Raw genomic sequence first — 25713 nt, 5'->3', positions numbered from 1 at the left:
TAAATTCTAACATAAAAGCCTTGCAGACAGCTACAGAGCAGTTTCAAGAGTCATTTTGATGGGGGATGAACCCTTTGCAAGTTAACATACTAGAGTTAGGTAGCCCAGGGCAAGAGAAAAGTCCCCAAATTTTGATTAACCAAACAGCATCGGTAGATGCAACAGCAGCATTCTCCCAGGCTAAATCTCCGACAGGACTAGTTGTGATTTGCGGTGCCACGGCTACTGGTAAGTCAGGACTAGCGTTAAACTTGGCACAAAGATGGGGTTCGGTGATTATTGGTGCTGATTCCCGTCAAGTTTATCGAGAGTTTGATCTTGGTACAGCCAAGCCGTCGAAGGCACAACAACAACAGGTGCCGCATTACCTAATAGATATCTGTAACCCAACGCAGACGATGACGCTGGCAGACTATCAACAGCAAGCCCAAGCTGTGATTGCTGCCCCTGTTATGCCCTGCTATGCTCCCCCTTTTCCTCCCTTGTTCTTGGTGGGAGGTACGGGTTTATACATTCGTTCCGTGGTGCAAGGGTTAAAAATTCCCAGAGTCGCACCCAACCAGAAATTGCGATCGCAGCTTGTATCCTTAGGTCAACCACAAATCTACGCCTTCCTGCAACAAGTTGACCCAACTGCGGCCCAAAAAATCCATCCCCATGACCAAGTTAGAACATTAAGAGCCCTAGAAGTATTTTACGTCACTGGACGCCCCATATCAGAGCAACAAGGAGAAAATCCCCCTAATTATCCAATTCTTCAAATTGGCTTGACTTGTAGTAACTCTGATGTGCTTACTCGTCGGATTGAACAACGAACTCAACAGATGTTAGAAGCGGGTTTAGTTACTGAAGTAGAAAAGCTATGCCAGAAATACGGTTGGGACTTGCCATTATTGGATACATTAGGCTATCGGGAAATCAAACAATACCTTGCTGGCGAAATTTCCTTAACCAAAGCAAAGGATTTAACGGTTTTACACACGCGGCAATTTGCCAAGCGTCAACGCACCTGGTTTCGCGCTTATCCAGAAATTGAATGGTTTGAAGTTGATGATCCTGATTTGTTAGACAAAGTTGGGCAGCGCCTAGAGAAATTTAGGGCAAATATTCCTTAACTTTTCCCCTGTTTTTCCAGGGAAAGTAGCGAAGAGAAAACGGAGTAGGGAACGCTCTTGCCTACTTTACTATCTATGAGTTGAGTTAGTTGCTCAAATTCTAGTTAATCCAAGCTGCTATAGCTAATAGCAGACAATAACATAGCCAAACAAGCAAAAAAAAGATTATTATTAAACCTTATAGAGGCTTGTGAGCATGAGCTATTGCCTCAATCCCCATTGCCAGGAACCCCAAAATATTGATCAAATAGAGTTATGTCAGAGTTGTGGCTCCAAGTTACTGCTCAAATCTCGCTATCGGGCATTACAAAAAATTGGTCAAGGTGGATTTGGTAAAACTTTCTTAGCAGTGGATGAGGATAAGCCCTCAAAACCCCAATGCGTGATTAAGCAATTTCTGCCTCAAACCCAGGGAGTCCAAATCCTCCAGAAAGCCACGGAGTTGTTTGAAAAAGAGGCGGTACGCCTAGATGAGTTAGGTAAACATGCCCAAATTCCCGAACTTTTGGCCCATTTTGAGCAGGATGGTCAACTGTATCTGGTGCAAGAGTTCATTGACGGGCAAAACTTGGCAGAGGAACTAGCCCGAAAAGGTGCATTTAACGAAGCTAAAATTCGTCAATTACTAACGAGCTTACTGCCTGTATTAAAATTTGTTCACTCTCACCACGTAATTCACCGCGACATCAAGCCAGGAAATATTATTCGGCGTAGTCAGGATGAACAGCTAGTTTTAGTGGATTTTGGGGCAGCCAAATTAGTCACAGAAACAGCCCTGCACGAAACTGGTACTGTTATTGGTAGTCTGAGGTATGCAGCACCAGAGCAAGCGCAAGGTAAAGCCATTTTTGCTAGCGATTTGTACAGTTTGGGTGTCACTTGCCTTTATCTCCTCACTAACGTTAATCAATTTGAGTTATTTGATACTAGTGAAAATCAGTGGGTGTGGCGAAAGTACGTAAATACCGAAATTAGCGATTCTTTGGGGTTAATTTTGGACAATATGGTACAAATGGCTACCAAGCGGCGTTATCAGTCAGCTAATGAGGTGTGGCAAGACCTTGCTCAGCCAAACTTAGCACTAAATACCCAACCATCACCACCCCTAGTTACTCAACCAATGCCCCTGAAAATCGGCAGCAGTTGGGGCTATATCGATCAAACAGGGCGAGTAATTATTCAGCCTCAGTTTGATTGGGCTGATGGCTTCGCTGGAGATTTAGCGGCCGTCAGAATTGGTCGCAGATGGGGTTATGTTGATCGCACAGGAGAGGTAGTTATTCAGCCTCAGTTTGAGGGGGTTGAGTCGTTCTCAGCAGAAGGCATCGCCGCAGTCAGAATGGGTGAGCAATGGGGCTACATTGACCACAGGGGAAAGGTAATCTGCAAACCCCAGTTTAATGAAGCCATGGGCTTTTCTGATGGCATGGCAGCGATTAAGTTGGGCAATAAGTGGGGATACATTGACCAAACAGGGCGTGTAGTTATTAGAGCACACTTTGATGAGGTTAGAAGTTTTGCCGAGGGATTGGCATGGGTCAAAATGCCGAGTAAATGGCTGGGAATATTACAACATGGTTCTCAGTGGGGCTGTATTGATCGAACGGGAAAAGTAGTTAAAGAAAGTGACTTTGATGAGGTTTATGACTTGTCAGAAGGTATGGCAGCCTACAGGATTGGTGACAAGTACGGCTATATTCACCCAACAGGGCAGGTAGTCATTGAACCGCAGTTTGAGATTAACAGCTTTTGTTTAGTCCCTCCCAGCTTTTCCGAAGGGCTGGCAATGGTTAGGATCAACAGCAAGTGGGGCTATATTGACTTAACAGGGCAGGTGATTATTCAGCCGCAATTTACTCAAGCTGGCAGCTTTTCTCTGGGATTAGCGGCAGTGAAAATTGGTTCTAAATGGGGCTATATTGACCAACAAGGATGTTTAGCTATTCAACCCCAGTTTGACCAAGCTTATCGCTTTGCTGATAGTGAAGCACCTAGTTTTCACAAGTCTCCCGCCTTAGGTCTGGCAATGGTAAGAATTGAAGATAACTGGCACTATATTGACCGAACAGGAAAGTTTGTTGGCCCATCATGGCGATGGTAATTTATCCGTGGCTTTTCTCTAGTTGTATGTAGCAATTCTAGGCAAACTGTGAAAAATATCTATTGCGCCTATATCTATAATAAGGTCAATTTTTCTTATAAGTTATTTAGGAGTGCTAGAGATTAATTAAGGGCAACCAGAAAAATCTTATCGAGAAAATGAACGAGACTCTTAAGCTGGCTCTGATTTTTTCCATAATACTGAATCTCTCCTTTGTTTTGTTAGGATTGATTTATGTGAGCAAAAGAGGTGGGTTACCTTATTTGTGGCGTAAACTCTCCTTAAGGCAAAGCGATAAGTTATATGGAAATCCCTACTACCATGACCGAAGAAGCCACTTTGAAACATTAATTAATAGTGAATCAGCGATTATATTTTTGGGAGACAGCCTCACAGATTGCTGTGAATGGTCAGAAATTTTTAGAGACAAAAACATCAAAAATCGCGGCATTGCTGGAGACAGTACAGACGGCATATTACAACGAATAGACGAAATTTTGGCGTCTCTGGATCAGAAGATTTTTATCATGATTGGTATTAATGATTTAATCCAAAATTGCCCAAGATCAACAATAGTGACTAATTACAAACTAATTTTAGAAAAAATCCAATGCAAAAGTCCAAAAACTGAAGTTTTCATCCAAAGTGTGTTGCCGATCAATAATCAGAAATTCCAGGCAAGCCAACAAATAACTTTAAGCAATGAAAAAGTAATTAACTTAAATAAAAATCTCGAAGAATTAGCTCAAGAATTTTCGTTTCAGTATCTAGATTTATTTAGCTTTTTTGTAGATGAGAATAACGAGTTAAACGCCAAATACACATCAGACGGCATCCATCTCAACGGACAAGCCTACTTGCTTTGGCAAGAAATTATCAAGAAAGATGTAGTAAATTAGAATCAGGGCGTCGCTGAATCAACAGGCTAGTAGGGGGCAATAACTCAGTTACTGACCGATACAGGCGTTTGCCTATGCTAGTTTAAGCCATGGCTTTACGACAGGAGGCAACTACTGATGGTGCTTAACAACCTACTTCCCCATCAACAAGCACGTAACTGGAAACCAATCATCAAAGAATTCGAGGCGGCCATTGGCAAAAACGGTGTCGTCCGCCGCAAAGAGGAACTGCTAACCTACGAATGTGATGGTCTAGCTAGTTATCGGCAAAGACCGGCTTTGGTAGTGCTACCACGAACCACCGAACAAGTGGCCCAAGCCGTGAAAATCTGCGACAAACACGAAATCCCTTGGGTGGCACGTGGTGCTGGCACAGGCTTATCTGGTGGTGCACTGCCAGTAGAAAATTGTGTGTTGATTGTCACCGCCTTAATGAAGCGCATCCTCGATATTGACCTAGACAACCAACGGATTGTAGTTCAACCGGGCGTGATCAATAGTTGGGTAACGCAAGCCGTCAGTGGTGCTGGTTTTTATTATGCCCCCGACCCCTCTAGTCAGATAGTTTGTTCCATTGGTGGTAATGTGGCAGAAAATTCTGGCGGTGTCCATTGTCTAAAATACGGGGTCACCACCAACCACGTCATGGGATTAAAACTAGTTATCCCCGACGGTTCTATTATTGATGTGGGTGGATCAGTGCCTGAAATGCCCGGTTATGACCTCACAGGTCTATTTGTCGGTTCAGAAGGTACTCTCGGCATTGCCACAGAAATCACCCTACGCATTCTCAAAATACCGGAATCAATTTGCGTCCTCTTAGCGGACTTTAACAGTATTGAAGAAGCCGGGGCTGCTGTTGCCGAGATTATCGGTGCTGGGATTATTCCTGCTGGTATGGAAATGATGGATAACCTCAGCATTAACGCTGTGGAAGATGTAGTAGCAACTGGTTGTTATCCCAGAGATGCTGGTGCTATCTTGCTAGTAGAAATTGATGGCTTAGAGGTGGAGGTGGCAACCAATAAGCAGCGCATTGCCGAACTTTGCCGCAAGAACGGGGCAAGGAATATCACCACAGCCAACGACCCAGAAACCCGGCTGAAATTATGGAAAGGTCGCAAAGCCGCCTTTGCCGCAGCAGGTCATGTTAGTCCTGATTATTTTGTCCAAGATGGTGTTATTCCTCGGACTCAACTAGTAGGTGTCCTTAGAGAAATTGAAGCTTTAAGTGAAAAGTATGGCTATCAGATCGCTAATGTGTTTCACGCTGGCGACGGTAATCTTCATCCCCTGATTCTTTACGATAATTCAGTGCCTGGTGCCCTACATCAGGTGGAAGCATTAGGCGGAGAAATTCTCCGACTTTGTGTCAAAGCAGGCGGTAGTATTTCAGGGGAACACGGTATCGGTGCTGATAAAAGTTGCTACATGCCGGATATGTTCAGTGAAACTGATTTGGAAACAATGAAATGGGTAAACCAGGTATTTAATCCCAAGGGTTTAGCTAATCCTGGTAAGGTATTTCCTACGCCGCGTACTTGTGGAGAATCTGCCAACCTACAAAAGGTGAAGCAGTTTGAGGGGGCACAAGTGTTTTAATTTTAGGCGACGCCAAGATTAGTGAAGTTTCGTCAGTTATCGTCCGTACGATGAGACTGTAGTACTTGGCGCTGCTGTAGCAAGAAGCTTCTCCAAGTTTTGTGGCTGCGCAAATTCGAGGTATTGACGGGCAAAAGCAGGAGGCAACAGTTCTAGCATCACCTGATTTTCGATCCAAAATTCCACGACATCGAAGAAGGATTCGCGGTTACCATGCAGCACGCGCCAATCTTCACGGGTTTTCCTACAGATAAATAGAAACGCAGATGAATAAGATAATCATCCGCGTCTATTGGTATTAATTAATCTGTCCTAATCTCAAGTCGGCAGCTTAAGCAGCTAAATCAGGATTATTACGCAAGTATTCTTCTAGTGCTTCAGAACCACCGATATTGTTACCATCAATAAATACTTGGGGAGTTGTTGTTGCGCCAGCAGCAGCTCGCAAAGAGCGAGAAGTGATGTCCTTACCCAAGACAATCTCCTCGTAGTCCATACCCTTTTCTTTGAGAAGATTCTTCGCTTTGGTGCAATAAGGGCAACCCACCTTGGTAAACATGGTGATGAACTTGGGCTTAGCCGCATCCGGGTTGATGTACTTGAGCATTGTGTCTGCATCAGACACTTCGTAGGGATCTCCTTCAACTTCTGGCTCAATGAACATCTTTTTGATGACGCCATCTTCAACTAACATTGAGTAGCGCCAAGATCTTTTGCCAAAGCCTAGGTTTTCTTTGTCTACTAGCATTCCCATGCCTTCAGTGAAGTCACCATTGCCATCGGGAATCAGCTTGACGTGTTTGGCGTTTTGCTCTTTGCCCCATTCATTCATGACAAAAGTATCATTGACTGAGAGGCAGAGAATATCATCAACGCCATTTTTTTTGAATACTCCCGCCAATTCCTCGTAGCGAGGTAAGTGCGAGGAGGAACAAGTTGGAGTAAATGCGCCTGGTAGAGAAAAGACGATAACTTTTTTACCTGCAAATAGCTCACTGGTAGTTAGGTCAACCCACTGATTGTTTTCACGGGCTTTGAAGGTAACGTTGGGAACTTTCTCCCCTTCACGGTTTTTGAGCATCTGTATTTACCCCGGAGTTATCTTGTCGTCATAACAAGTTGGCAGTTCAATCGTAGTCATAACGAGTATGACTTGTCAAGTAATGAGCCTCTCTTCTATAGAAAGCAGAATAGCCCTTATACCAAGAAGGTTATCTCCCCCTCCTGGATTAGCGATATTTAAAATAGTTTTAATTTACATTAAAGTATTTGATTCTCACGTCTAGATATTGTCGAGGAATCGTAATATGAAAGATATTTTTAAATATATAATTATTGCCACTGCGGGGCTAATACTCAGCCTCAATTTTCCGGCACTACCTCAAGTCATTGACCAGCAACCTATCCAGAGTCACGACATAGACTTATTGCAAGTAGCTGAAAGACATTACCACGCTACAGAATTTCGGGAAGCAGCGCAAGCATGGCAGCAGGCAGCACAAGCTTATGAAGCTACAGGAGATGTACTCAAACAAGCGCAGATATTAAGTTTAATCTCCTTAGCCTATCAAAAACAAGGACAATGGCAAGAGGCAGAGCGCTCAATTGAGTTGAGTTTATCTTTATTAGAAACATTACCGGAAGTTAGTAAGGCAGTCTCTGCCCAAGTTTTGAACAATCAAGGGCTGCTACAACTGGCCATGGGAAGACCAGAGGAAGCCTTAAAAAGTTGGGAACAGGCAACTGAAAATTACCAGGAAATTGGCGATCAAGAGGGTGTTACTGGTAGCTTACTCAACCAAGCTAAAGCTTTAGAAGCTTTAGGTATATATCGTCGTTCCTACAAAAAGATACTGCAAGCTTTAGGATGTAACGCTGCCGAATGTGCACAATTAAATGAAGACAAAAAATTAGCTCAAATCCAGAAAACTTTCCAAGAAAAACCCGATTCCACTCTTAAGGCTACGGGTTTACGCAGCCTCGGCAATGCCCTTCGCGTCACAGGCAATTTTACACAGTCTGAAGAAATATTGCGGGAAAGTTTGCATGTAGCCCAAAGATTAGGTCAAAGGAAACAGCCATCTTTTTTAGAAGAATTGTCTCAAGAGCAGAGTCAAGCCTTACTCAGTTTAGGCAATACTGAGCGAGCTTTAGCTAGCAGAGCAAAAAATACCAAGGATATTAAAACAGCTAATAACTATCTCCAAAAAGCCTTAATTAACTATCAAAAAGCGGCAGCAACTGCGACTTCCCCAATTACTAAGATTCAGGCACAGCTAAATAAGTTAAGCCTTTTAATTGATGCCGAACAGTCTAATTATATTCAAGCTTTTTTACCGCAAATTGAGCAAGTATTGAGGCAATTGCCTTTGGGTCGTGCTTCTATTTATGCCAGAGTTAATCTAGCTCGTTCCCTGATGCTAATGAGCAAAAAAGATGACATTAATGCTCCTAGCTCATCAGTAATTGCCCAGATTTTGCAAACTGCAGTTGGACAAGCTGAAACTATAGAAGATCGTAGATCACAATCTTACGCCCTTGGTACTTTTGGTGAGTTATACGAGCAGACTAAAGAATGGTCAAAAGCTAAAGAATTTACGAGAAAAGCTCTTGCTCTTGCGAGGGCAATTAAAGCACCTGATATTGATTATCAGTGGCAGTGGCAATTGGGACGATTGCTAAAACATGAGGATATCAAACAAGCAATCGCTGCTTACACAGAAGCAGTTAATTCTCTCCAGACATTGCGTGGTGACTTGGTTGCTCTTAATCCTGATATCCAGTTTGACTTTCGAGAGCAAGTAGAACCCGTCTATCGACAGACAGTAGATTTGTTGTTAAAGTCTGCGGATTTATCCTTAGAAGCTGGTGAATTAACCGAAAATCAAGCAAGACTAAAAAAAGCGCGGGAAGTGATTGAATTACTTCAGATAGCTGAGTTAGATAACTTTTTTAGAGATGCCTGTGTGCAGCAAGAGGAAGCCAATATTGACAACATTGTGGATCAATCAGAGACACCAACAGCCGTCCTCTATTCAATTGTCTTGGCAGACCGTTTAGAGGTGATCTTGAAGTTGCCTAGAAAGACCGATTTGCTTCACTACTACACTAAGGTTGACCAGAATACAGTAGACAGCACGATTGAAGTAATGCAAGAAGAGTTAAGCAAACCGATACCTTCTCAAAAATTGCAAAATCTATCTCGACAGGTCTATGATTGGTTGCTCCGACCAGCTGAACAGAACTTAACCGATAGTGGTGTTACAACTTTAGTTTTTGTACTAGATTATTCACTACAAAATATTCCCTTAGCAGTTCTAGACGATGGCGAAAAATATTTGGTAGAAAAGTATGCTACAGCCCTGAGTCCTGGTTTAAAACTACTAAAACCTGAGCCTTTAGTTAAAAAAAATCAAAACATTCTAGTGGCGGGAGTCAGTGAGAGAGTTAAAGTAGAAAATAGAGTATTTGGCTCCCTAGTTAATGTACCATTTGAACTAGAAGAGATTAAATTTCAGGCTCCTGTAAGTAAGGAATTATTAAACTCTGAGTTTAACGAAACTAATTTCAAGGAGCAGATTAAATCCGCTCCCTTTTCTGTGATTCATATTGCAACTCACGGTAATTTTAGTTCTAATCCAGAAGATACTTTTATTCTGTTGTGGAACCAATTACTTAAGGTTAATGATCTCGATAATTTACTCAGAATTAGTAATACCAGAAACTTAAATCCTCTTGGATTACTGACTTTGAGTGCTTGTCAAACAGCAACAGGTGACAAGAGAGCTGCGCTGGGATTAGCAGGAGTCGCAGTGCGAGCAGGAGCACGCAGTACATTAGCAAGTTTATGGCAGGTGGAGGATGCTTCTACTGCTGATTTAATGATACGGTTTTATCAAGAGTTAGGAAACAACCGTGAGTTAACTAAAGCAGCAGCTCTCCAACGAGCACAAATCTATCTTTTAAAAGAGCATAGTAATAGTAATTATCGGCTGCCCTATTACTGGGCACCTTTTGTTTTGGTGGGCGATTGGCTTTAGCTGTTCTCTTGTGAATTTGGTGACGGAAAATGGAGAATGTCGCTTCGCGGGCAAATAGCTAATAGAAAATCGAAAATTGCTCTTTTAACACCAGAATCTGATTTATAGCCTCAATTTTCGATTTTTCATTTAACAATTTAACCCTTTTCTCAATTAACCAGGAACACGCTAAGCAACAATTATCGATTGTGAGGGTCAACGTATAACTTATCTAGAGATAAAAGTGACCAAAAAGAGTGCCAGCGTAACAACAATACACCGAGGGTGATCACTCCTAAAGCTGCGGCTCGAACTTGATTAGCCCTAGTATCTGCTAATTCACCGAAGTAATGAGAACCGATTGCTACAGCATGAAGGGCAGCCAGCAGTAAAGCGGGCAAACTTAAAAGATGAATTTGTCGCCAATGCTTGCCCAAGGTTTTCTGCAAGCGGTCAAAGCTAGTGCAAGCAGCTGGAGTCATTAACAGCAAGGCCAAAGTGCCGGTAATGATGCCCAGTTGATGCTGCGGTAACAGGAAAGATATCGCCCCAAGATTCCAGTTTAAGGAGTGGTCGAGCATATGACCAGTGTGAGCGATCGCTAGCACAAATGCCCCCACGCCCAAAGCTCGACGGTAACGTAGTGGTGCCGCCCATAAACCACTGAGGGGACGAGCTACTAACGCCAGCATCAGTAATAGCAGCGCGCTGTGTCCCGTATAGTCAACCATGGCATCTGTACGCAACAGGGTTAAAATACCAATGGTGATAGTAATCCAGCCCCCCATGCGAAACAACTGGCTGCGCCTGTCTGCGCCAAGTCGAGATACAGACACGCCGACACCTAGCATCATTGGCATTGTCCCTAACCCAAAAGCCAGCATCGTAGCCGCCCCCAGCCAAAGATTGCCAGTTGCTGTAGCCTTAATTTGAGCAGCGTACAGGAAGCCGCAGGGCATAAAACCCCAAACTCCTCCCAATAAAAGTGGTGTCCACCAGTGAGCTTGGTAGGAAAGCTTGCTCATTGCCGTACTCAAACGCTGGTGCCAACTTCCCTGGATGGGGTGCAGTATTGGCAGACGGGGCAGCCAATCAGGTTTAATTTGCACACATCCAAACCAAATCAGCATTAACCCTGTTAAAGTTGCTATACCCTGACGCAGTCCACTACCAATTCCTGCCAACTGGCCACTAGAAATTAATACTGAGCCGACTCCCCCAAGAGCAGCACCCACCAGAGCATAACTGATAATTCTTCCTAGGTTGAGTAGTCCATGAAAGGCCAGTTGAGCTGGCCACCTCTGAGTAGTTTCTTGCTGCATGGACAAGGAGAAGGCTACTGTCAGAGGGCCACACATCCCTACACAGTGACCGAAACTTCCTAAGAACCCCAGAGCGATAACAAGCAGCAAATCTAACACGGTTTTTCAAGGAATTCACAACAGCTTTCTCTATTTTGTCTAGGGTTTGGGAAACTTTTAACAAGAGTGTTCTTTGTTCGAGTTCATCCAAATATGTCTTATCTATCCAGCACCAGTAAAATTGTTGGCGGAATCATCTGGCTAGCTGGGCTGATTAGTCCAGCCGCTGCTCATAATGTCAAGATTGATGCCAATGTTGGTGCTACCTTCCACATTGAACCCAGTCACAATCCTCGCGCTGGGGAGCCTGCTAGAGCTTGGTTTGCCCTGACTCGTACTGGAGGTAAAGTTATTCCTCTCGAACAATGCAATTGCCAATTGGCAGTTTATCAGCAACCCTCAGCACCGGGTGACTCACCTCTACTTCAACCACCCCTAAAGATGATCTCAGCAGAGGAGTATCAGGGAATTCCGGGAGCTGATCTTGTTTTTCCTCAAGCAGGAGCTTACGAACTGGAGTTAAGTGGGACTCCCAAATCTGGTGCTAACTTCCAGCCGTTTCAGCTAAAGTACACTGTCAACGTCAGTGCAGGTAAAACTTCACCCACAGCCAGTCCTAGCAGTAAAAACTCTGAAGTAGAAGCACAACCTAACCAAGAAACGGCATCCTTCGATGATACAGCGCCATCGCCTCAGTCTTCAGCAGTCCCTTGGCTGATACCTGTAATGTTTTTAGGAGTAATTATTGGGATTGGGGGTTTTTGGTTTGCAGGGGTTAAGACAAATTCAAAAAATAAACCATAATGATTCAGTTTTAGTTTATTTGTTCCCCAAACAGGAGATAGGCCAGTAAATCTCCGTCCCCTAAACAGCAGAGCTATAGCAAGCCTAAATGAATTGTCAGAACTGCATTGCCTGTTTTTTCTGTTCCATTTGTGGTTAATTTTTATCAAGAATTATTTAGAGCTGCTATAGCTGTTGATTTTGTTTAATTACTGGAGCTAGCTGTGTTTATTATTTATTAAAGCTGTGAATCGCTAGTTGATTAACTCCATAAGCTCGTTTGCTGCATTTTTTGCAAAAAAGCAACAGTTTACCCCAATAATCTCTCAAAAAACTTCTAAGATTAGAGTTTACAAATCCACCGTCTTTTGTCAGTAACTTGCAAAGTTTTATTAATAATTGGAGTTTTTCTTTTGAGAAAATACAATAATCAATACGTAACCCAGAGCGTAAATGTTCTGTGTCTCTAAAAACCGCTTATATCTGGCATCTACAAATTCTTGAAAGACGGCAGTCAGTAGTAAGCTTTATCCTGTGAATTCTGGTAAATCCAGGATAGTTTTAGCATTAGAAAGCTTGCTGCTTTAATAACTTGCTAGCTCTGCTGGAGAGAAAATCTTTAGCAATCTATTCTCGTTCGTAATGCTGCCGCTATTGGTCTGAAAACGAACAAAGTTAATTTTAGAAAAGGGTTTTAATAGTGACCGATACTGTTAAGTTTCTCAATGCTAGTTTTGATCGCATGTCCCCAAAAGAAGCTGTCGAAGCTTTAATGGTGCGGTTACTAGCAAGAAAAGGTGGTCGTATCTACTACGGAAATGCCCACACCATGGTTACAGCTAGCAACAATCAGGTATTAGCTAAGGTGCTGCAAGAAAAAGATTTGTTGTTAGCAGATGGAGCTGGAGTACGCTGGGGCAGCGCCTTGCTAGGTACACCCTTAGTCCATAACCTCAACGGTACTGACTTAGTACCGGCTCTGTGCAAAGCAGGAGCTGCTAAAAATCTATCTTTATATCTCCTAGGAGCTAAACCGGGCATAGCAGAAGAAGCAGCAATAAAATTGACTGAAAAATATCCTGGCTTAGTAATTGCCGGAACTCAGGACGGCTATTTTTCTCAAGAAGAAACTCCGCAAGTGCTAGACTCGATCCGAGCGGCTCAACCTCATATATTACTGGTGGGGATGGGCGTACCTCGCCAAGAATTTTGGATCCACCAATATGCTAGCCAACTGCCAGGTATTACCTGTATGGGAGTAGGAGGGCTGTTCGATTTTTTGTCTGAACGTATTCCCCGTGCGCCGCTATGGGTGCGTCAGCATAGTATGGAGTGGCTTTGGCGGCTCACGGTAGAACCCCGTAGACTCTGGAGGCGCTATATCATCGGCAACTGCATCTTTATTGGTCTAGTGCTGACCTATGCTATCGGTAATCTATCTGAAGGTTCAACAATTGCAGGAGAGACTCATCACTGACAATGCAGAGAGAAAATGGAAAATGGAAAATAGAAATTTGAACTGTGCAAATCATTATCCAGCTGATAGTCTCAATTAACCATTTTCCATTAACTAGGGGCGCGCAGCGATGTTTCCTATTGAGAATTTTCAGTTAGAGTCGTCGCTCAACCCTTAATCCCACAGAGTAAGCCATAACGAACCAGCCCCCGACGATAACCCCGGCTCATCAATCCCAAGGAAAGAGCAGCTTCGACTGTAGTCCAGCCACTTTGGAGCAAATCCACAATTGCCGCAGGCTCCAAAGCCGAATCAATTACAATATCCCAAAAGGGTTCAACCGCATCAGACCAGTCTGCCGTGCGCAGATTTTCAAAGCCCAAATTACGTGCCATCCCTTCATACTCTGGCAGTGAAATAACGTAAGGTAAACAGTAAACTCGGTAGATTTCCCCTAGATGCTGCTGCTCATCGGCTGTTAGTGGTCCGGTTGCTGGCATTGGCGGACGGTGACACCAAGTTGCCATCAGAAAAATTCCCCCTGGTTTGAGTACCCGGTAGCACTCTTGGAGAAATTTCTCCTTGTCTGGCATATGTTCACCACTTTCCATAGACCAAACAAAATCAAAACTATCGTCGGTAAAGGGCATATCCAAGGCATCAGCAACCTGGAAAGACACCTTATCTACTAAACCAGCTTCCTGAGCTCTTGCACTAGCTCTCGATGCTTGCACTGGACTGAGAGTAATGCCCGTAGCCTGAGCACTAAACTTCTCGGCCAGGTAAAGAGAACTGCCACCAATACCACAACCAACATCAAGGATTTGCGAGGCTTGTTTCACTTCACCCCAGTTGAGTAGTTCTTCAATCAAGTCAATTTGTGCTTGACGCCGCCCTTTTTTCTCTCTACCGCTGGGGCCGTAGTAGCCGTGGTGCATGTGCTCGCCCCAAACTTTTTCCCACAAACCGGAAGAGGCATCGTAAAATTGTCTAATTTGGCTCTTAAGAGTATTTGATGTCATCGATTACCACGCTTCTGGCTAGACCGGAATCAGCCTAGCAGAGGATACTACAACTTAGAAAGGGGCAGTGTGATCGAGATGGGCGACTACCTTCAACAAGGAAATTCATCTCCTAACAACGAGTGATTGTCGTCTTAGTAAATAGCTGAACCCTAGTTCTTGATATTCTCAATGAGATCCCTGTTTAAACCAATCCATGACCATCTCGCGAACAATTTGCCTTGGATTTCTTGCCCTGATTACCATAGGCACCATCTTACTGATGTTGCCTTTCTCTACAAGCAACGGTACGTGGAATGACCCGATTGTGGCGCTATTTACAGCGACTTCCGCTGTTTGCGTTACTGGTTTAGCTGTGGTTGATACCGGTACTTATTTTTCCGGTTTAGGTCAGTTTTTTGTGCTGGCTCTCTTCCAAGTTGGGGGGTTAGGTTATATGACCACCACGACCTTTATGCTTCTCTTGGTCAGGCGTAAATTTAACTTAAGACATAAAGTCGCAATTCAACAAGCACTTGATCGACGAGGTTTACAAGATAGTGCCTCAATGATTCGCTCCATCATTGCCACCGCTATAATTTTTGAAATCACGGGAATTTTTTTACTTTTACCAGTATTTGTCCCAGATTATGGCTGGGAACAGGGGCTATGGGTTTCGGTTTTTCATAGTATTAGTGCTTGGAATAATGCCGGATTTAGCCTGTTTAGCGATGGATTAGCCGGCTATAGAACATCTCTGCTTTTAAATCTGACAATCACTGGCTTAATTATCTGCGGTGGTATCGGCCAACAGGTAATTTACGAGACTTATCTTGGGATACGCGATCGCTTTTTGAGGAAACCACGTCGGCAGGTTTTTTCTCTTAATTTTAAAGTAGTTACTAGCACGACTCTAGTGCTTTTAATCTTGGGGACTCTGGCTTTCTTTTTTGTGGAAAGAACCAATCCTGAAACTTTTGGAAAACTTAACTTCTTCGAGCAATTACTAGGAGCGTGGTTTCAGTCTGTCACAACTAGAACAGCGGGTTTTAACACTGTTGACTTCGGTAAAATGACTACAGCAGGTTTATTTATTACTATCGCTTTAATGTTTATCGGAGCTAGTCCGGGAGGTACTGGGGGTGGCATGAAAACCACAACTTTGCGAGTTTTGGTTAGTTCGACAAAGGCAACGCTAGAAGGCAAAGAGAACGTTCATCTTTATCAGCGCCAAGTACCGATTAATCTCATTTTGAAAGCAGTAGGTGTCTTAGTTGCTTCCGTGGCAACGGTGATTGCCGCTACGATTTTAATCTCTCTCAGCGACCCCCAATTAGACTTCATTAGACTTTTGTTTGAAGTAGTCTCTGCCTTTGCAACAGTAGGACTTTCTACTGGCATTACGGCAGATGTTGCCGCCTTTTCCAAAATAATTTTAATTGTGACTATGTACATCGGACGGGTCGGCGTTTGGTTGCTGATGGCTTCTCTACTAGGAGATTCCCGTCCCAGTGCAGTTCACTACCCAGAAGAAGACTTACTGGTAGGATAGTCATGCTCAATGCTATTCCTTGGTAACCTTGAAATTAAGAAAAATTTATTTTTTGGAGGCGGTTTATTTTCCAAACCGTTAATCAGTCCAACCTAGATAAACATAAGGAAAAAGGGTGAACTTATCATCATTAGGGTTATTTAGAAGTATCCGTCAACAAGAACAACAATTTGCCGTGATCGGCTTAGGGCGTTTTGGTCGTGCTGTTTGCTCATCTTTGCATAACTTAGGATATGAAGTTTTGGGAACAGATATTGACGAAAAGCTAGTTTCTCGATCCTTGACCGACCATATTGTTTCCCACGCAGTAGAGCTCAACTCAACTGACCCGTTAGCCCTCAAAGAAGCAGGTATTTTTGAATTTGATACAGTAATTATTGCTATTGGTAACTATTTACAAGAAAGTATTATTACCACACTAAATTTGAAAGAGGCAGGAGTACCTCATGTGGTTGCCAAAGCCTCCTCGGAAGTCCACGGTAAGTTGTTAAAGCGCGTGGGAGCAGATCATGTGGTTTTTCCAGAACAGGAAGCTGGTTGTGCCTTAGCGCGATCGCTTACCAAACCCTCAATCCTCGACCGATTTGATATAGATTCTGACCACAGCATTGTAGAAGTATTAGTACCAGAAGAATTCCATGGCAAAACCATCATGGAACTGGAAATGCGATCTCGCTACGGGTTAAATATAGTAGCCGTCGGTCAAAATGATAAGTTTGAGATTAACCCCGACCCCAACAGACGCCTATTTAAAGGTTTAGCGATGGTTGTGATTGGCTCAAACAGAGACATTGATCGCTTACCGGTTTAAGGGTATTTGCGGTTTGGGATTAGTTCCTCTCGGTCTTTCCGGCTCTACGGCTGGCATTTGACTAGGCAAAACTAAGCTATCAGGCGGCGTTTCCTTCAGTTGCTGAACGTACTCGTCAATCTCATCTATCTTGGCTAAATCACCTTCCCTAGCAAATAAGTTCCTCGCTTTGCTCAGAAAGGATAGCGCCTCGTCACGCCGTCCCGAAAGTTCCAGCGCAACACCAAGGCTATAAAAAGCTTCTGGGAGATTGGGGTTACGCAGAATTGCTTCCTGATACTGGGAGATTGCGGCCTCATACTCTCCGCTCTGCTGCAGCGCTACTCCCAAATTGTAATAGGTCAAGGCATCGTTAGCATTAAGCCGTAACGCTGATTGCAGTGCGGATACAGCTTCCTGGTACTGACCAGTTTGGATCAGTGCTACCCCCAATTGTCGATAAGCATCTACATTATTGGGTTGAAGTTCCGTCACCCACTTTAAGCGAGCTGCGGCTGAGGGGTAATCACCTTGCTCAGAAAAAACTAGACCTAGCTGATACTGAGCCTGAGCAAACTTTGGCTCTAGTTTTGTCGCCTTTCTCAAAGAGCTTGCGGCTGCTTCTAGCTCACCTTGTTGAAATAGCAATAGCCCCAAATAGTAATGACCTTCAATCAAATCAGGGTTATTGCGAACTGCTTCTCGAAATCTGGTAATTGCTGGTCCCGTTTGGTCTCTCTCTACTAATAGGAGTGCCAAATTGTACTGAGCTGCTGTTGAATTGGGGTTGAGGCGAATTACTTCTGCATATTCAGAGATGGCATCTTCTGCACTACCTTGTTCTTCAAAAGCTAAGGCTAGATTATAACGAGCTTGAACCAAATTGGGATTAAGAGAGAGTGCTTGTTGATACTCAGTAATTGCCCCCACAACATTGCCTTGTTGATATTGAGCCAAGCCTAAGTTGTAATGAGCCTCGGCGAGATTAGGTTCAAGACGAAGAGCGAGTCGATATTGTTCAGTGGCTAACTCTGGCTTACCTTGCTCCAAGAGGGCATTCCCTAGCAAATAACGCGCCATCGCTATTCCTGAGTCAAACTGAAGTGCTTTACGTAAAGCACGCTCTGCTTCTAGATAGTTACCACGCTTATACCGTTCTACTCCCTGTTGGAAGTAAATAGCAGCATCCAAATTTCCTGTATAGAGACCTTCTACCAACTGCTTACTTCGCCCATGCTGAGAAATTTCTCCAGCATGGGCCTCACCAATACCGCTCAAACCTAGACTGAGAACAATAGTGGCAATCAGAGGTACTTGCTTGTAGTTTTTGGGCATAGGTAGAACACTTTTAGCTGTGGCTATTAGCCTTCAATTATCTGATTTTCAGGCAAATTTGCAGCTATTAGAGGACAAATATCCATATATCATCCCACCATTGTAGCTTCAGGCAAAATCAGCATGGCATCACCAAACGAATAAAAGCGATAATCATCAGCGATCGCTATTTGATACAAATCCAGCAAGCGCTCTCTGCCAATCAAGGCGCTGACTAACATCAATAAACTAGAACGAGGCAAGTGGAAATTGGTGATTAATCCCTCCACCACCCGCCACTGGTAGCCAGGATAGATGAATAAGTCCGTCTTACCACAATAGGCTTGCAATTCCCCAGTAGCCGCAGCTCCTTCTAAGGCTCGTACCGCTGTTGTCCCTACGGCAATCACTCGGCCCCCTGCCTTTTTGGTTTCCCGAATCTTTTCTACAGTTGATGCAGGAACCTCTAGCCACTCCTCATGCATTTGGTGATGGGTAATATCCTCTACCTCCACTGGTCGAAACGTACCAACACCGACGTGTAGCGTAACAAAAGCCTGCTCAATACCAGCGGCCGCACACTGTTCTAGTAGCTCGTCTGTGAAATGTAGCCCAGCGGTGGGAGCAGCAATTGCTCCTGGGGCGTTAGCGTAAATGGTCTGATACTGTTCTGGCGTAGCTTGAGAGTTTGTAATGTAGGGTGGTAGGGGAATTTGACCATGATGCGCCAGCATTGCCTCCCAAGAGTGTCCCTCTGGCACATCGAACTGCAAGATGCGTCCACTAGTAGCCTCATCCCTTGCCAGAACTGTGGCACTTAGAGGGGGGAGTGGGGGAATTTCCCTACCTACGGGTGGGTTAGCTATGGGTAGTTCTCGATGCCTAGATGCTTCAAAGACAATTTTGGCACCTGCTTTAAGACGCCTACCCGGTTTAACCAGAGCTAACCAACAATTATCTGGTTGCTCCTCCAGCAGCAATACTTCTACAGGTGCTCCAGTCGATTTACGACCATAAAGTCGAGCTGGGATCACACGAGTATTATTCAACACCAGCAGGTCAGTAGGGTGCAGTAACCGGGGTAAATCACTGAATATGCCGTGAAAGTGGTCACTAGGCGAATTTACTACCAGCAGTCGTGAAGTATCTCTTCTGCTCAGCGGTGTTTGAGCAATTAGCTCCTGGCGTATTTTATAGTCATAGCTAGAGAGCAATTGATCTGTGTTTGAATTTTCGGTAACCCCCACCTCAGCGGCTGTCACCGCCCCTGGAGCCGTCACTTCTTCAATCGGGGCATCAGTCTTTTGAGATTTGGCATTCATGGGATTAAAGTTTTTTTGAATTCCCTTCACTGCGTTATTTTACTGAGAAGGCATGACTCATCTAGTTGCTAAGTTGGGTAATATCCCCTACCTAATATCGCGTGCTTTTCCCCTACCAATACGTGATCCCCACTGGAATAATAAAGGGTAGATAGAAATGCTGTCTACTCCAAGCCGAGAACCCTTATGGATTACCTCTATTTTCTGGCTAATGCTAGCCTTACCCTACGAGTAGTTGAGTATCTGCACTCAATGCCTCAGCTACCTCTTCAATTTATGACGGTGATTCATCAGATTGATGGTTGGGTCATCAAGGTTAAGATGAAACAACCTCTAACTCCTCACCAACATGGAGACTTTCGCGCCTACATGGGTGAATTGGGCATTCCTTACGACCCAGAAATTCGTCTGCAAATGGCGCTATGGAGCCTAGAGACAGGGCAATCCCCGATAGATGTCATGCGTCGTTACCAAGTTGCTGTGGTTTCTCACGGCAATCCCGATAAGAGTGATATTGAAGCTTTTCGCCAGCAGTTCACCATGGGTTTAGGGTACTGTCCGGAAACTTTAGCTTAGGTAGCTTTCAGTAGGCTTAGGTAGGTAATTTTTCTGAGTTTCACTTCTAGTTTTCTAGTGATGTTCTCTCTCCGCAGATGATCAATTTGATAGGTATCATCTGCGCTTTTATGGGATCTGGTGTTTAGCAAATCTTGCTCAATCAAAAGCGGCAGGGATGTAATCTTGTAAGAGGAGACGGTATCCTGCCACCGAGACTGGTTGACCAAACTCTACAGGGCTTATTTGTCTAGCTCCGCTCTCAACCGTCAAGGGAAGAAGCAGATCATTTTTCTGGCGGTGGCAAGTCTGGGAGAGGCGCAAGCAGCTAACAAGGGCAACGTCGAAGCGACAGGGAAGATTTTGTTTTTCTGGGTATTCGCCTAAAAATAGCTCAGCAGTCCGCCAGAGTTTAGCTTGCTTTTTGGGGGTAATTGCCCACAAACCATCAGCATCCCAGTTTCCCCGGCTGCGCGTTTTGACTTCGACAAAGGCTAAGAGTGGTTGCAATTGATCTTTTGCCTTGAGTTTGGCTGGGTCTTGTTGGATAATCAGGTCTATCTCTCCCCAACGACAACGCCATCGTTGATGTAAGATTAACCAGTTTTGTTGATGTAACCATTGAGCCACTAGTTGCTCTCCTAGTTCACCAACGTTAGACGTTTGGTTTGCCCAAAAATTTGCTGGCATAGATCTCAAAAGGTGGTTAGCGGTTGGTGCTGATTTCAACCCGATAATCTTCCTAAACCTGTATTCTGATTGTTCCTGGCTGATAATATCTAATCCAGGGAGTTGAGGTAATTGTAGTATCTCTGCTTTTCTGCAAAAATGGATTCTTCGGTGACTCAAAAGATGACAAATTATCGGCAAAGCCTGCGTATTCCCAAAATTCTAGGCAATTTGATTCTGCTGTTGGCTATTGGTGCCTGGATTTGGGGGTTAATTCCTGGGGGAATAGCTTACCTAGATGCACAACCTGCCTTCGCGACGAATTACAACAAAGAGGATTTGGCTGATGCCGATTTCTCTGATCGTGTGTTGACTGATGCGAGCTTTACTCTAGCTAATCTGCGTCGTAGTAATTTTAGCAATGCTGATCTGCAAGGTATCAGCTTCTTTAGCGCTAATTTGGAATCATCCAACATGGAAGGAGCAAATCTGACCTACGCTACCTTAGATTCAGCTCGTTTAAGCCGCGCTAACTTAAAAAATGCTGTGTTGGAAGGAGCGTTTGCCTCCAATGCCAGATTTGATGGTGCCATCATCGAAGGTGCAGATTTTACAGATGTTATGCTGCGTGATAGCGTGCAAAAAAAACTATGTGAAGTTGCCAGTGGCGTTAATCCGACTACTGGGCGCGCCACCCGCGACACATTATTTTGCCCTTAATTCCCAGTTTAATTGATGGCCCAGTTACTTCATTAAACATGACTACTGGAAGCTTGTTTTTTGGCAGCAAGGTTATTGCGCTGTTTCAATCACATCAGAGAAAGATACCTGGCGCATTTGCTCTAACTCTTTAAGTCGGCTGTCTGTCTCTAAGAGTTGCTGACAGTAGTATTGCTTGCGTTGTCCATCAGTTGATGGCTCTAGCTTGAGCCATTGCTCTAGACAATAACGCCGACGCTTTTCACAAGCTATTTGTTCTAAACAAGCTACCGCTGCTCGGATAACTAGAGGAGTGCGAATCAGATCTTCAGAATGCTTCTCATCAAGATGAAATAGGTGAGCAACCTGAGCCATCTGTTGAGGAAATTTGACACGGCGGTCTTGCAATAATGAGATTAATTGATCAGGTGCCTTCTTAAATAGTAGATCTGCTTTTAGTACTTGAATTTTGAGAATTTGTTGCCACAAAAAGCGGTGGTGTGAGAGGCTAAAAATCAAATCTCGTGTTTCTAAGCTGGCGACGATTGTCGGTCGGTATTCTGGGTAGTGGAGATAAATTCTCAAGAGTAAAGCTTCGGCTTCTTCGAGAAGGCTATGTTTAGAGGCCGCAAGAAAGGGGAGGTGTGAGCGCTGAATCTCTTTTTTTCGTGAGCGCGATTTGGGTTTTTTGAGTTGAGCCAGTAAGTTTTTGACATGCAACGATGTCAGTCGAGAATCTCCTTGACTAAGCAGTTGCGCGCAGTAATTAATATAGTGGGGGCTGGGTGTAGAGTTCTCTAGCTTTCTGAGTAACTCCAGCATTTGCTCTGCAACTTGCTGAAATTGATCTGCTTGTTTGAGGTCTTTACCAATTAGCAATTGCTCAATTTGCCAATTAAGCCACAAGGGTGCAGCCAATAGTTGTTGTCGATACTTTGCTACTGCATCGGCGTGTTCTTTGAGAAATTCATCAGCATCTTTGCCATCTGCCAAGTTAAGAACTCGTAGTTGGATTTGTCCTTTATAAGCCAAATCAGCGATTTCCCCAATTGCTCGTTGCGCAGCCTTAGTCCCCGCAGCATCAGCATCGAAGTTGAGAACAATCTGTTTGGATTCGGTATAGCGTATTAACTGCCGTACCTGATCTAGGCTAAGCGCCGTCCCTAGGGAAGCAACAACATTAGTAATCCCAGCAGCATGGAGGGCAATTACATCAAAATATCCTTCTACGACAACGGCCTGATCTTGCTCCGTAATGGCATGATGGGCTTTATCGAGAGCAAAGAGAGTTTTCCCTTTATCAAATAGCTGAGTTTCTGGCGAGTTGAGGTATTTTGGCTCCTCTTGAGCGAGAGTTCTACCGCCAAAGCCAATCACCCGTCCCTTTAAATCCTGGATGGGAATTATTAAGCGATCGCGAAATCTATCATAATAGCCACTGCCCGATTTGCGAGGTTTAATCAATCCGGCTTGCTCTACCTGCTGCACCGGTTTGCCCTTCTGTTCCACCAGGTATCTGTATAGAGTATCCCAGCCTGCTGGCGCATACCCCAACTGGAATTGCTGGATTGTTTCTTCAGTTAGACGCCGTTGGGATTGCAAGTACTCTAAAGCTAGCTGGCCTTGTGGTTGCCGCAGAGTATGCTGATAGAAAGAGCTTGCTAACGCCAGAATTTCATATAGTTGCTCTCTGAGGGACAACTGACGCTGTAATTGTTGTCGTGCTTCCGGCTCTAGGGTTTTCACCGAAACTTGGTAACGACGCGCCAGATCTAGTACAACATCACTGAAAGATTGCTTGCCTACCTCCATGAGGAAATTAATGGCATTCCCACCAGCACCGCAGCCAAAACAGTAGTACATCTGCTTGCTAGGATTCACACTGAAGCTGGGTGTTTTTTCCTCATGGAAAGGGCACAAACCCACGTATTCTTTGCCGCGCTTGCGTAGGACAACTTTTTGTGAGATGACATCAAAAATGTCAGCCCTTTGCTTAACCTCTTCAATTGTCTCGGGATGCAGGCGAGGTATTTCCACGTCAGTACAGGCTATATTAAATAGTTGTGTCAGTTATTTTAATTTAAGCTATTTCTTTAGCTGTCTCTACCTACAGATTAAGAAGGCTAGAGGATACAACAGCAAGGGGCTAGTCTTAATATAACTAAGTCCTTATCCTGGATGAGTGAGAGCGAGTGCTAATTGGAGCGCTGAGGGAAATAGCAAAAGATGGGACGAATTTTTATTTCAGCGGGTCACGGTGGTATTGAGCAAGGCAGTCGCGATCCAGGGGCGATTGCTGGTGGCACGACTGAAGCCCAGGAAATGATTTTGTTACGTGATTTAGTGGTGCCAGAGCTAAGATCCCGTGGGTTTGAGGTACTCTCAGTCCCTGATGAACTGAGTTCTAGGGAGACAATTAATTGGATTAATGCCCGTGCTCGTGCTGGCGATGTAGCAGTGGAAATTCATGCTGGAGCCTCCGCTAATCCCAACGTGAGAGGAGCTAGTGTCTTCTACATTGCCACCAATGCTGAGCGCAAGAAAGACGCCGAACTGGTACTTTTGGCTCTCCTACGACGCTTGCCTCAACTGCCCAACCAAGGAGCAAAACCGGACACCGCCACAGGCTTTGGTAGTCTCAGCTTCGCTCGCGATACAATCTTACCCTCACTACAGATTGAGGTTGGGTATTTAACCAATCCAGAAGAGCGGTTTTTAATCCAGAATCGACGCCGTGATCTAGCTTTGGGTATCGCTGATGGACTTGCCGCCTGGAGTCGTGGTTCCTCCGGCAATGGTCAAACAAATGGCTCGGATACGACTTATGCCTCGATCAACATCCGCATCAATAATCAGAATTATGGAGAGCAGGGCATCATTATCAATGGCAATGCCTACATTCCAGTTGATTTGGCGGATCGGCTAGGTGTTGATCTGACTAATGCTCCTAACGTGCGCCGGGTGCAATACCGGGGTGTCGTCTACGTTAAGGCTATTGAACTACGAGACTTCAACATTTCTGTGGGCTGGGATGCCTCCACTCGTACCGTAATTTTGCGCTCTATTTTGCAAATTTGCCCCGGTTATCTTGACCGGATTATGGGGCACGGTAATACCTCTGAAGTGCAGTTGATGATGTTCCTTAAGGCCAATAACGAAAATGCCTTGGCACAATTTCCTGACTTGCCCAAACTTTATCGGGAAGAGGCGGCAATTGAGGGGGTTAACTACGATGTTGCTTTCTGCCAAGCGATGGTGGAAACTAACTTTTTACGCTTTGATAGTAGCCTGAGACCCAGTCAAAATAACTTTGGTGGTTTGGGAGATGTCGCCGGTAGTCCAGATGCAGCATCATTCCCCAGTGCCAGAATTGGTGTTCGATCTCAGATCCAGCTACTAAAAGGTTACGCTAGCCTAGAGCCTTTGGTGCTAGAAGTGGTAGCTCCCCGGTTTCGTTTCGTTACTCGCGGCATTGCTCCCTTGGTAGACCAGTTGAGCGGACGCTGGAGTGCTGACTTACAATATGGCACTAGAGTTTTAGCTGTAATTAGGCGTTTATATGAGTCAGCTAACTTACTTTAATGTTACTGCTAGCTAGTCGCTAAGCAGCTTTGAAAAACCGAATTATTTCGCGGACATGGTCGAGGAATTGGCTGTCTGTTGTCAATTGAGCGATCGCTTGTTGCGATTCGCGGGAAAGTCTTTTATGTTCAGTATCATTAGTAGCACGAAATTCTTCCAATGATGCGCCAACATGAGCCAATTCTTTTTGAGTCTCTTGCCAATAACGCTGATAGGTAGCTACCCAAGAGTATGGTTCTTCAGGATCTAATTTTTCCTCGATCTGTTTAACAATATTTTCTAGGGAATCAAAGCGCTCGCGTAATTCTTTGACATCTTCGCGGGGATATTTAAACTCTCGACGAATCATTGCCAATCGTGCTGCTAGATACTGATAAAGCCGCATTGCGGGCCGCAGACCAGTTAATAATAAAGCAGCACCAGAGCTAACATAACCCACAGCAGTAATACCTGTCGCCGAGAGGGTATAAAGACCAGCAGCCGACAAGAGATGAAGAGCAATTGCTACCACCAATGACCACCTAGCTAAACCTTTTACATAGTCGATTTTTTTACCATCAACAGCAATTTCTTGCTCAGCTGATATCGACGCCTCAGCTAACACTTCTCTTGCTTCCCAATGAATATTCCACGGCACCGTTACTATCGTCAACAGCCACCAAAAACTAGCAACACCAATCACCCAATCCAGGAAATGACCAGCACTGATATGCAACCATTGCAGCAAGCCAAACGTCAGTAACGTCAAAATTCCTAATCCAGTACTCAATCCAATGAAGTTAAACAAAATATAACTATCCTCCAGGCGTCTTATCTTTTACCTTAATCGTGCTCAGCAATTAAGCTAACTTTCCCCAGAGATGTGATAGTTTCCTGAGTTCCACATTGCACCT

At 44.4% G+C, this 25713-nt stretch carries 20 protein-coding genes; 12 read left to right on the top strand and 8 right to left on the bottom strand.

All coding sequences use genetic code 11. From position 1 onward, the window contains the following. Positions 1 to 65 precede the first annotated feature (65 nt). The 4 genes from miaA (at position 66) to glcD (ending at position 5717) form a co-directional block, all read left to right on the top strand. Complete coding sequence (miaA, locus tag ACT7WV_RS01180; RefSeq protein ID WP_445101134.1) at positions 66 to 1115, top strand: tRNA (adenosine(37)-N6)-dimethylallyltransferase MiaA; 1050 nt, start codon at positions 66 to 68, stop codon at positions 1113 to 1115. Between the two features lie 196 nt (positions 1116 to 1311). Then, positions 1312 to 3216: a WG repeat-containing protein gene (locus ACT7WV_RS01175; protein WP_445101133.1), complete on the top strand. Its 1905-nt coding sequence runs from the start codon at positions 1312 to 1314 to the stop codon at positions 3214 to 3216. 158 nt (positions 3217 to 3374) lie between these two features. After that, a complete protein-coding gene (locus tag ACT7WV_RS01170; protein WP_445101132.1) occupies positions 3375 to 4115 on the top strand; it encodes a GDSL-type esterase/lipase family protein in 741 nt (246 codons plus the stop codon). A 117-nt stretch (positions 4116 to 4232) separates the two neighbouring features. After that, complete coding sequence (gene glcD, locus ACT7WV_RS01165; RefSeq protein WP_445101131.1) at positions 4233 to 5717, top strand: glycolate oxidase subunit GlcD; 1485 nt, start codon at positions 4233 to 4235, stop codon at positions 5715 to 5717. A gap of 331 nt (positions 5718 to 6048) precedes the next feature. On the opposite strand, the gene ACT7WV_RS01160 is transcribed toward glcD, so the two are convergent. Next, positions 6049 to 6798, bottom strand: coding sequence for a glutathione peroxidase (locus ACT7WV_RS01160; RefSeq protein WP_445101130.1), 750 nt, complete (start codon positions 6796 to 6798; stop codon positions 6049 to 6051). A gap of 226 nt (positions 6799 to 7024) precedes the next feature. Here ACT7WV_RS01160 and ACT7WV_RS01155 point away from each other — a divergent pair, with 226 nt between their 5' ends. Beyond that, on the top strand, positions 7025 to 9757 hold the full coding sequence (locus tag ACT7WV_RS01155; protein WP_445101129.1) for a CHAT domain-containing protein: 2733 nt from the start codon (positions 7025 to 7027) through the stop codon (positions 9755 to 9757). A 179-nt stretch (positions 9758 to 9936) separates the two neighbouring features. Here the strand turns inward: ACT7WV_RS01155 and ACT7WV_RS01150 are convergent, their stop codons facing one another. Beyond that, positions 9937 to 11157: an urease accessory protein UreH domain-containing protein gene (locus ACT7WV_RS01150; protein ID WP_445101128.1), complete on the bottom strand. Its 1221-nt coding sequence runs from the start codon at positions 11155 to 11157 to the stop codon at positions 9937 to 9939. 93 nt (positions 11158 to 11250) lie between these two features. Here ACT7WV_RS01150 and ACT7WV_RS01145 point away from each other — a divergent pair, with 93 nt between their 5' ends. Continuing rightward, positions 11251 to 11901: a hypothetical protein gene (locus tag ACT7WV_RS01145; RefSeq protein WP_445101127.1), complete on the top strand. Its 651-nt coding sequence runs from the start codon at positions 11251 to 11253 to the stop codon at positions 11899 to 11901. Positions 11902 to 12580: 679 nt separating this feature from the next. Further along, positions 12581 to 13357, top strand: a complete 777-nt coding sequence (locus tag ACT7WV_RS01140) for a WecB/TagA/CpsF family glycosyltransferase (protein ID WP_445101126.1) — start codon at positions 12581 to 12583, stop codon at positions 13355 to 13357. A 146-nt stretch (positions 13358 to 13503) separates the two neighbouring features. Here the strand turns inward: ACT7WV_RS01140 and ACT7WV_RS01135 are convergent, their stop codons facing one another. After that, on the bottom strand, positions 13504 to 14358 hold the full coding sequence (locus ACT7WV_RS01135) for a methyltransferase domain-containing protein (RefSeq protein WP_445101125.1): 855 nt from the start codon (positions 14356 to 14358) through the stop codon (positions 13504 to 13506). A 196-nt stretch (positions 14359 to 14554) separates the two neighbouring features. On the opposite strand from ACT7WV_RS01135, the gene ACT7WV_RS01130 reads away from it, so the two are divergent. Continuing rightward, positions 14555 to 15889: a TrkH family potassium uptake protein gene (locus ACT7WV_RS01130; protein WP_445101124.1), complete on the top strand. Its 1335-nt coding sequence runs from the start codon at positions 14555 to 14557 to the stop codon at positions 15887 to 15889. A 115-nt stretch (positions 15890 to 16004) separates the two neighbouring features. After that, positions 16005 to 16700, top strand: a complete 696-nt coding sequence (locus ACT7WV_RS01125; RefSeq protein WP_445101123.1) for a potassium channel family protein — start codon at positions 16005 to 16007, stop codon at positions 16698 to 16700. On the opposite strand, the gene ACT7WV_RS01120 is transcribed toward ACT7WV_RS01125, so the two are convergent. Beyond that, a complete protein-coding gene (locus ACT7WV_RS01120; RefSeq protein WP_445101122.1) occupies positions 16689 to 18014 on the bottom strand; it encodes a tetratricopeptide repeat protein in 1326 nt (441 codons plus the stop codon). The genes ACT7WV_RS01125 and ACT7WV_RS01120 overlap by 12 nt on opposite strands. Before the next feature lie 89 nt (positions 18015 to 18103). Further along, the gene (gene queA, locus ACT7WV_RS01115; protein WP_445101121.1) at positions 18104 to 19345 is read right to left on the bottom strand and encodes a tRNA preQ1(34) S-adenosylmethionine ribosyltransferase-isomerase QueA; all 1242 of its coding nucleotides are present in this window, start codon (positions 19343 to 19345) and stop codon (positions 18104 to 18106) included. Positions 19346 to 19501: 156 nt separating this feature from the next. Here queA and ACT7WV_RS01110 point away from each other — a divergent pair, with 156 nt between their 5' ends. After that, positions 19502 to 19891 carry a hypothetical protein gene (locus ACT7WV_RS01110; RefSeq protein ID WP_445101120.1) on the top strand — a complete coding sequence of 130 codons (390 nt, stop codon included), beginning with the start codon at positions 19502 to 19504 and terminating at the stop codon, positions 19889 to 19891. A 138-nt stretch (positions 19892 to 20029) separates the two neighbouring features. Here the strand turns inward: ACT7WV_RS01110 and ACT7WV_RS01105 are convergent, their stop codons facing one another. Further along, positions 20030 to 20560: a YraN family protein gene (locus tag ACT7WV_RS01105; RefSeq protein WP_445101119.1), complete on the bottom strand. Its 531-nt coding sequence runs from the start codon at positions 20558 to 20560 to the stop codon at positions 20030 to 20032. Positions 20561 to 20722: 162 nt separating this feature from the next. Here ACT7WV_RS01105 and ACT7WV_RS01100 point away from each other — a divergent pair, with 162 nt between their 5' ends. After that, on the top strand, positions 20723 to 21259 hold the full coding sequence (locus ACT7WV_RS01100; protein ID WP_445101118.1) for a pentapeptide repeat-containing protein: 537 nt from the start codon (positions 20723 to 20725) through the stop codon (positions 21257 to 21259). A gap of 72 nt (positions 21260 to 21331) precedes the next feature. Here ACT7WV_RS01100 and dnaG read toward each other — a convergent pair whose 3' ends face one another. Next, complete coding sequence (gene dnaG / locus ACT7WV_RS01095; protein ID WP_445101117.1) at positions 21332 to 23275, bottom strand: DNA primase; 1944 nt, start codon at positions 23273 to 23275, stop codon at positions 21332 to 21334. A gap of 189 nt (positions 23276 to 23464) precedes the next feature. On the opposite strand from dnaG, the gene tftA reads away from it, so the two are divergent. Further along, complete coding sequence (tftA, locus tag ACT7WV_RS01090) at positions 23465 to 24820, top strand: hormogonium tapered terminus morphoprotein TftA (protein WP_445101116.1); 1356 nt, start codon at positions 23465 to 23467, stop codon at positions 24818 to 24820. 19 nt (positions 24821 to 24839) lie between these two features. Here the strand turns inward: tftA and ACT7WV_RS01085 are convergent, their stop codons facing one another. After that, the gene (locus ACT7WV_RS01085) at positions 24840 to 25610 is read right to left on the bottom strand and encodes a hypothetical protein (protein ID WP_445105548.1); all 771 of its coding nucleotides are present in this window, start codon (positions 25608 to 25610) and stop codon (positions 24840 to 24842) included. Positions 25611 to 25713 lie beyond the last annotated feature (103 nt).

The sequence above is a fragment of the Symploca atlantica LB2515 genome (assembly GCF_052546295.1).
This window is presented reverse-complemented; position numbering and strand designations above follow the sequence as displayed.

What these genes read in the sequence shown, in the direction of transcription:
- miaA (WP_445101134.1), top strand. Translation starts at nt 66, where the DNA reads ATGAACCCTTTGCAAGTTAACATACTAGAGTTAGGTAGCCCAGGGCAA.
- ACT7WV_RS01175 (WP_445101133.1), top strand. Translation starts at nt 1,312, where the DNA reads ATGAGCTATTGCCTCAATCCCCATTGCCAGGAACCCCAAAATATTGAT.
- ACT7WV_RS01170 (WP_445101132.1), top strand. Translation starts at nt 3,375, where the DNA reads ATGAACGAGACTCTTAAGCTGGCTCTGATTTTTTCCATAATACTGAAT.
- glcD (WP_445101131.1), top strand. Translation starts at nt 4,233, where the DNA reads ATGGTGCTTAACAACCTACTTCCCCATCAACAAGCACGTAACTGGAAA.
- ACT7WV_RS01160 (WP_445101130.1), bottom strand. Translation starts at nt 6,798, where the DNA reads ATGCTCAAAAACCGTGAAGGGGAGAAAGTTCCCAACGTTACCTTCAAA.
- ACT7WV_RS01155 (WP_445101129.1), top strand. Translation starts at nt 7,025, where the DNA reads ATGAAAGATATTTTTAAATATATAATTATTGCCACTGCGGGGCTAATA.
- ACT7WV_RS01145 (WP_445101127.1), top strand. Translation starts at nt 11,251, where the DNA reads ATGTCTTATCTATCCAGCACCAGTAAAATTGTTGGCGGAATCATCTGG.
- ACT7WV_RS01135 (WP_445101125.1), bottom strand. Translation starts at nt 14,358, where the DNA reads ATGACATCAAATACTCTTAAGAGCCAAATTAGACAATTTTACGATGCC.
- ACT7WV_RS01130 (WP_445101124.1), top strand. Translation starts at nt 14,555, where the DNA reads ATGACCATCTCGCGAACAATTTGCCTTGGATTTCTTGCCCTGATTACC.
- ACT7WV_RS01120 (WP_445101122.1), bottom strand. Translation starts at nt 18,014, where the DNA reads ATGCCCAAAAACTACAAGCAAGTACCTCTGATTGCCACTATTGTTCTC.
- ACT7WV_RS01110 (WP_445101120.1), top strand. Translation starts at nt 19,502, where the DNA reads ATGGATTACCTCTATTTTCTGGCTAATGCTAGCCTTACCCTACGAGTA.
- ACT7WV_RS01105 (WP_445101119.1), bottom strand. Translation starts at nt 20,560, where the DNA reads ATGCCAGCAAATTTTTGGGCAAACCAAACGTCTAACGTTGGTGAACTA.
- ACT7WV_RS01100 (WP_445101118.1), top strand. Translation starts at nt 20,723, where the DNA reads ATGACAAATTATCGGCAAAGCCTGCGTATTCCCAAAATTCTAGGCAAT.
- tftA (WP_445101116.1), top strand. Translation starts at nt 23,465, where the DNA reads ATGGGACGAATTTTTATTTCAGCGGGTCACGGTGGTATTGAGCAAGGC.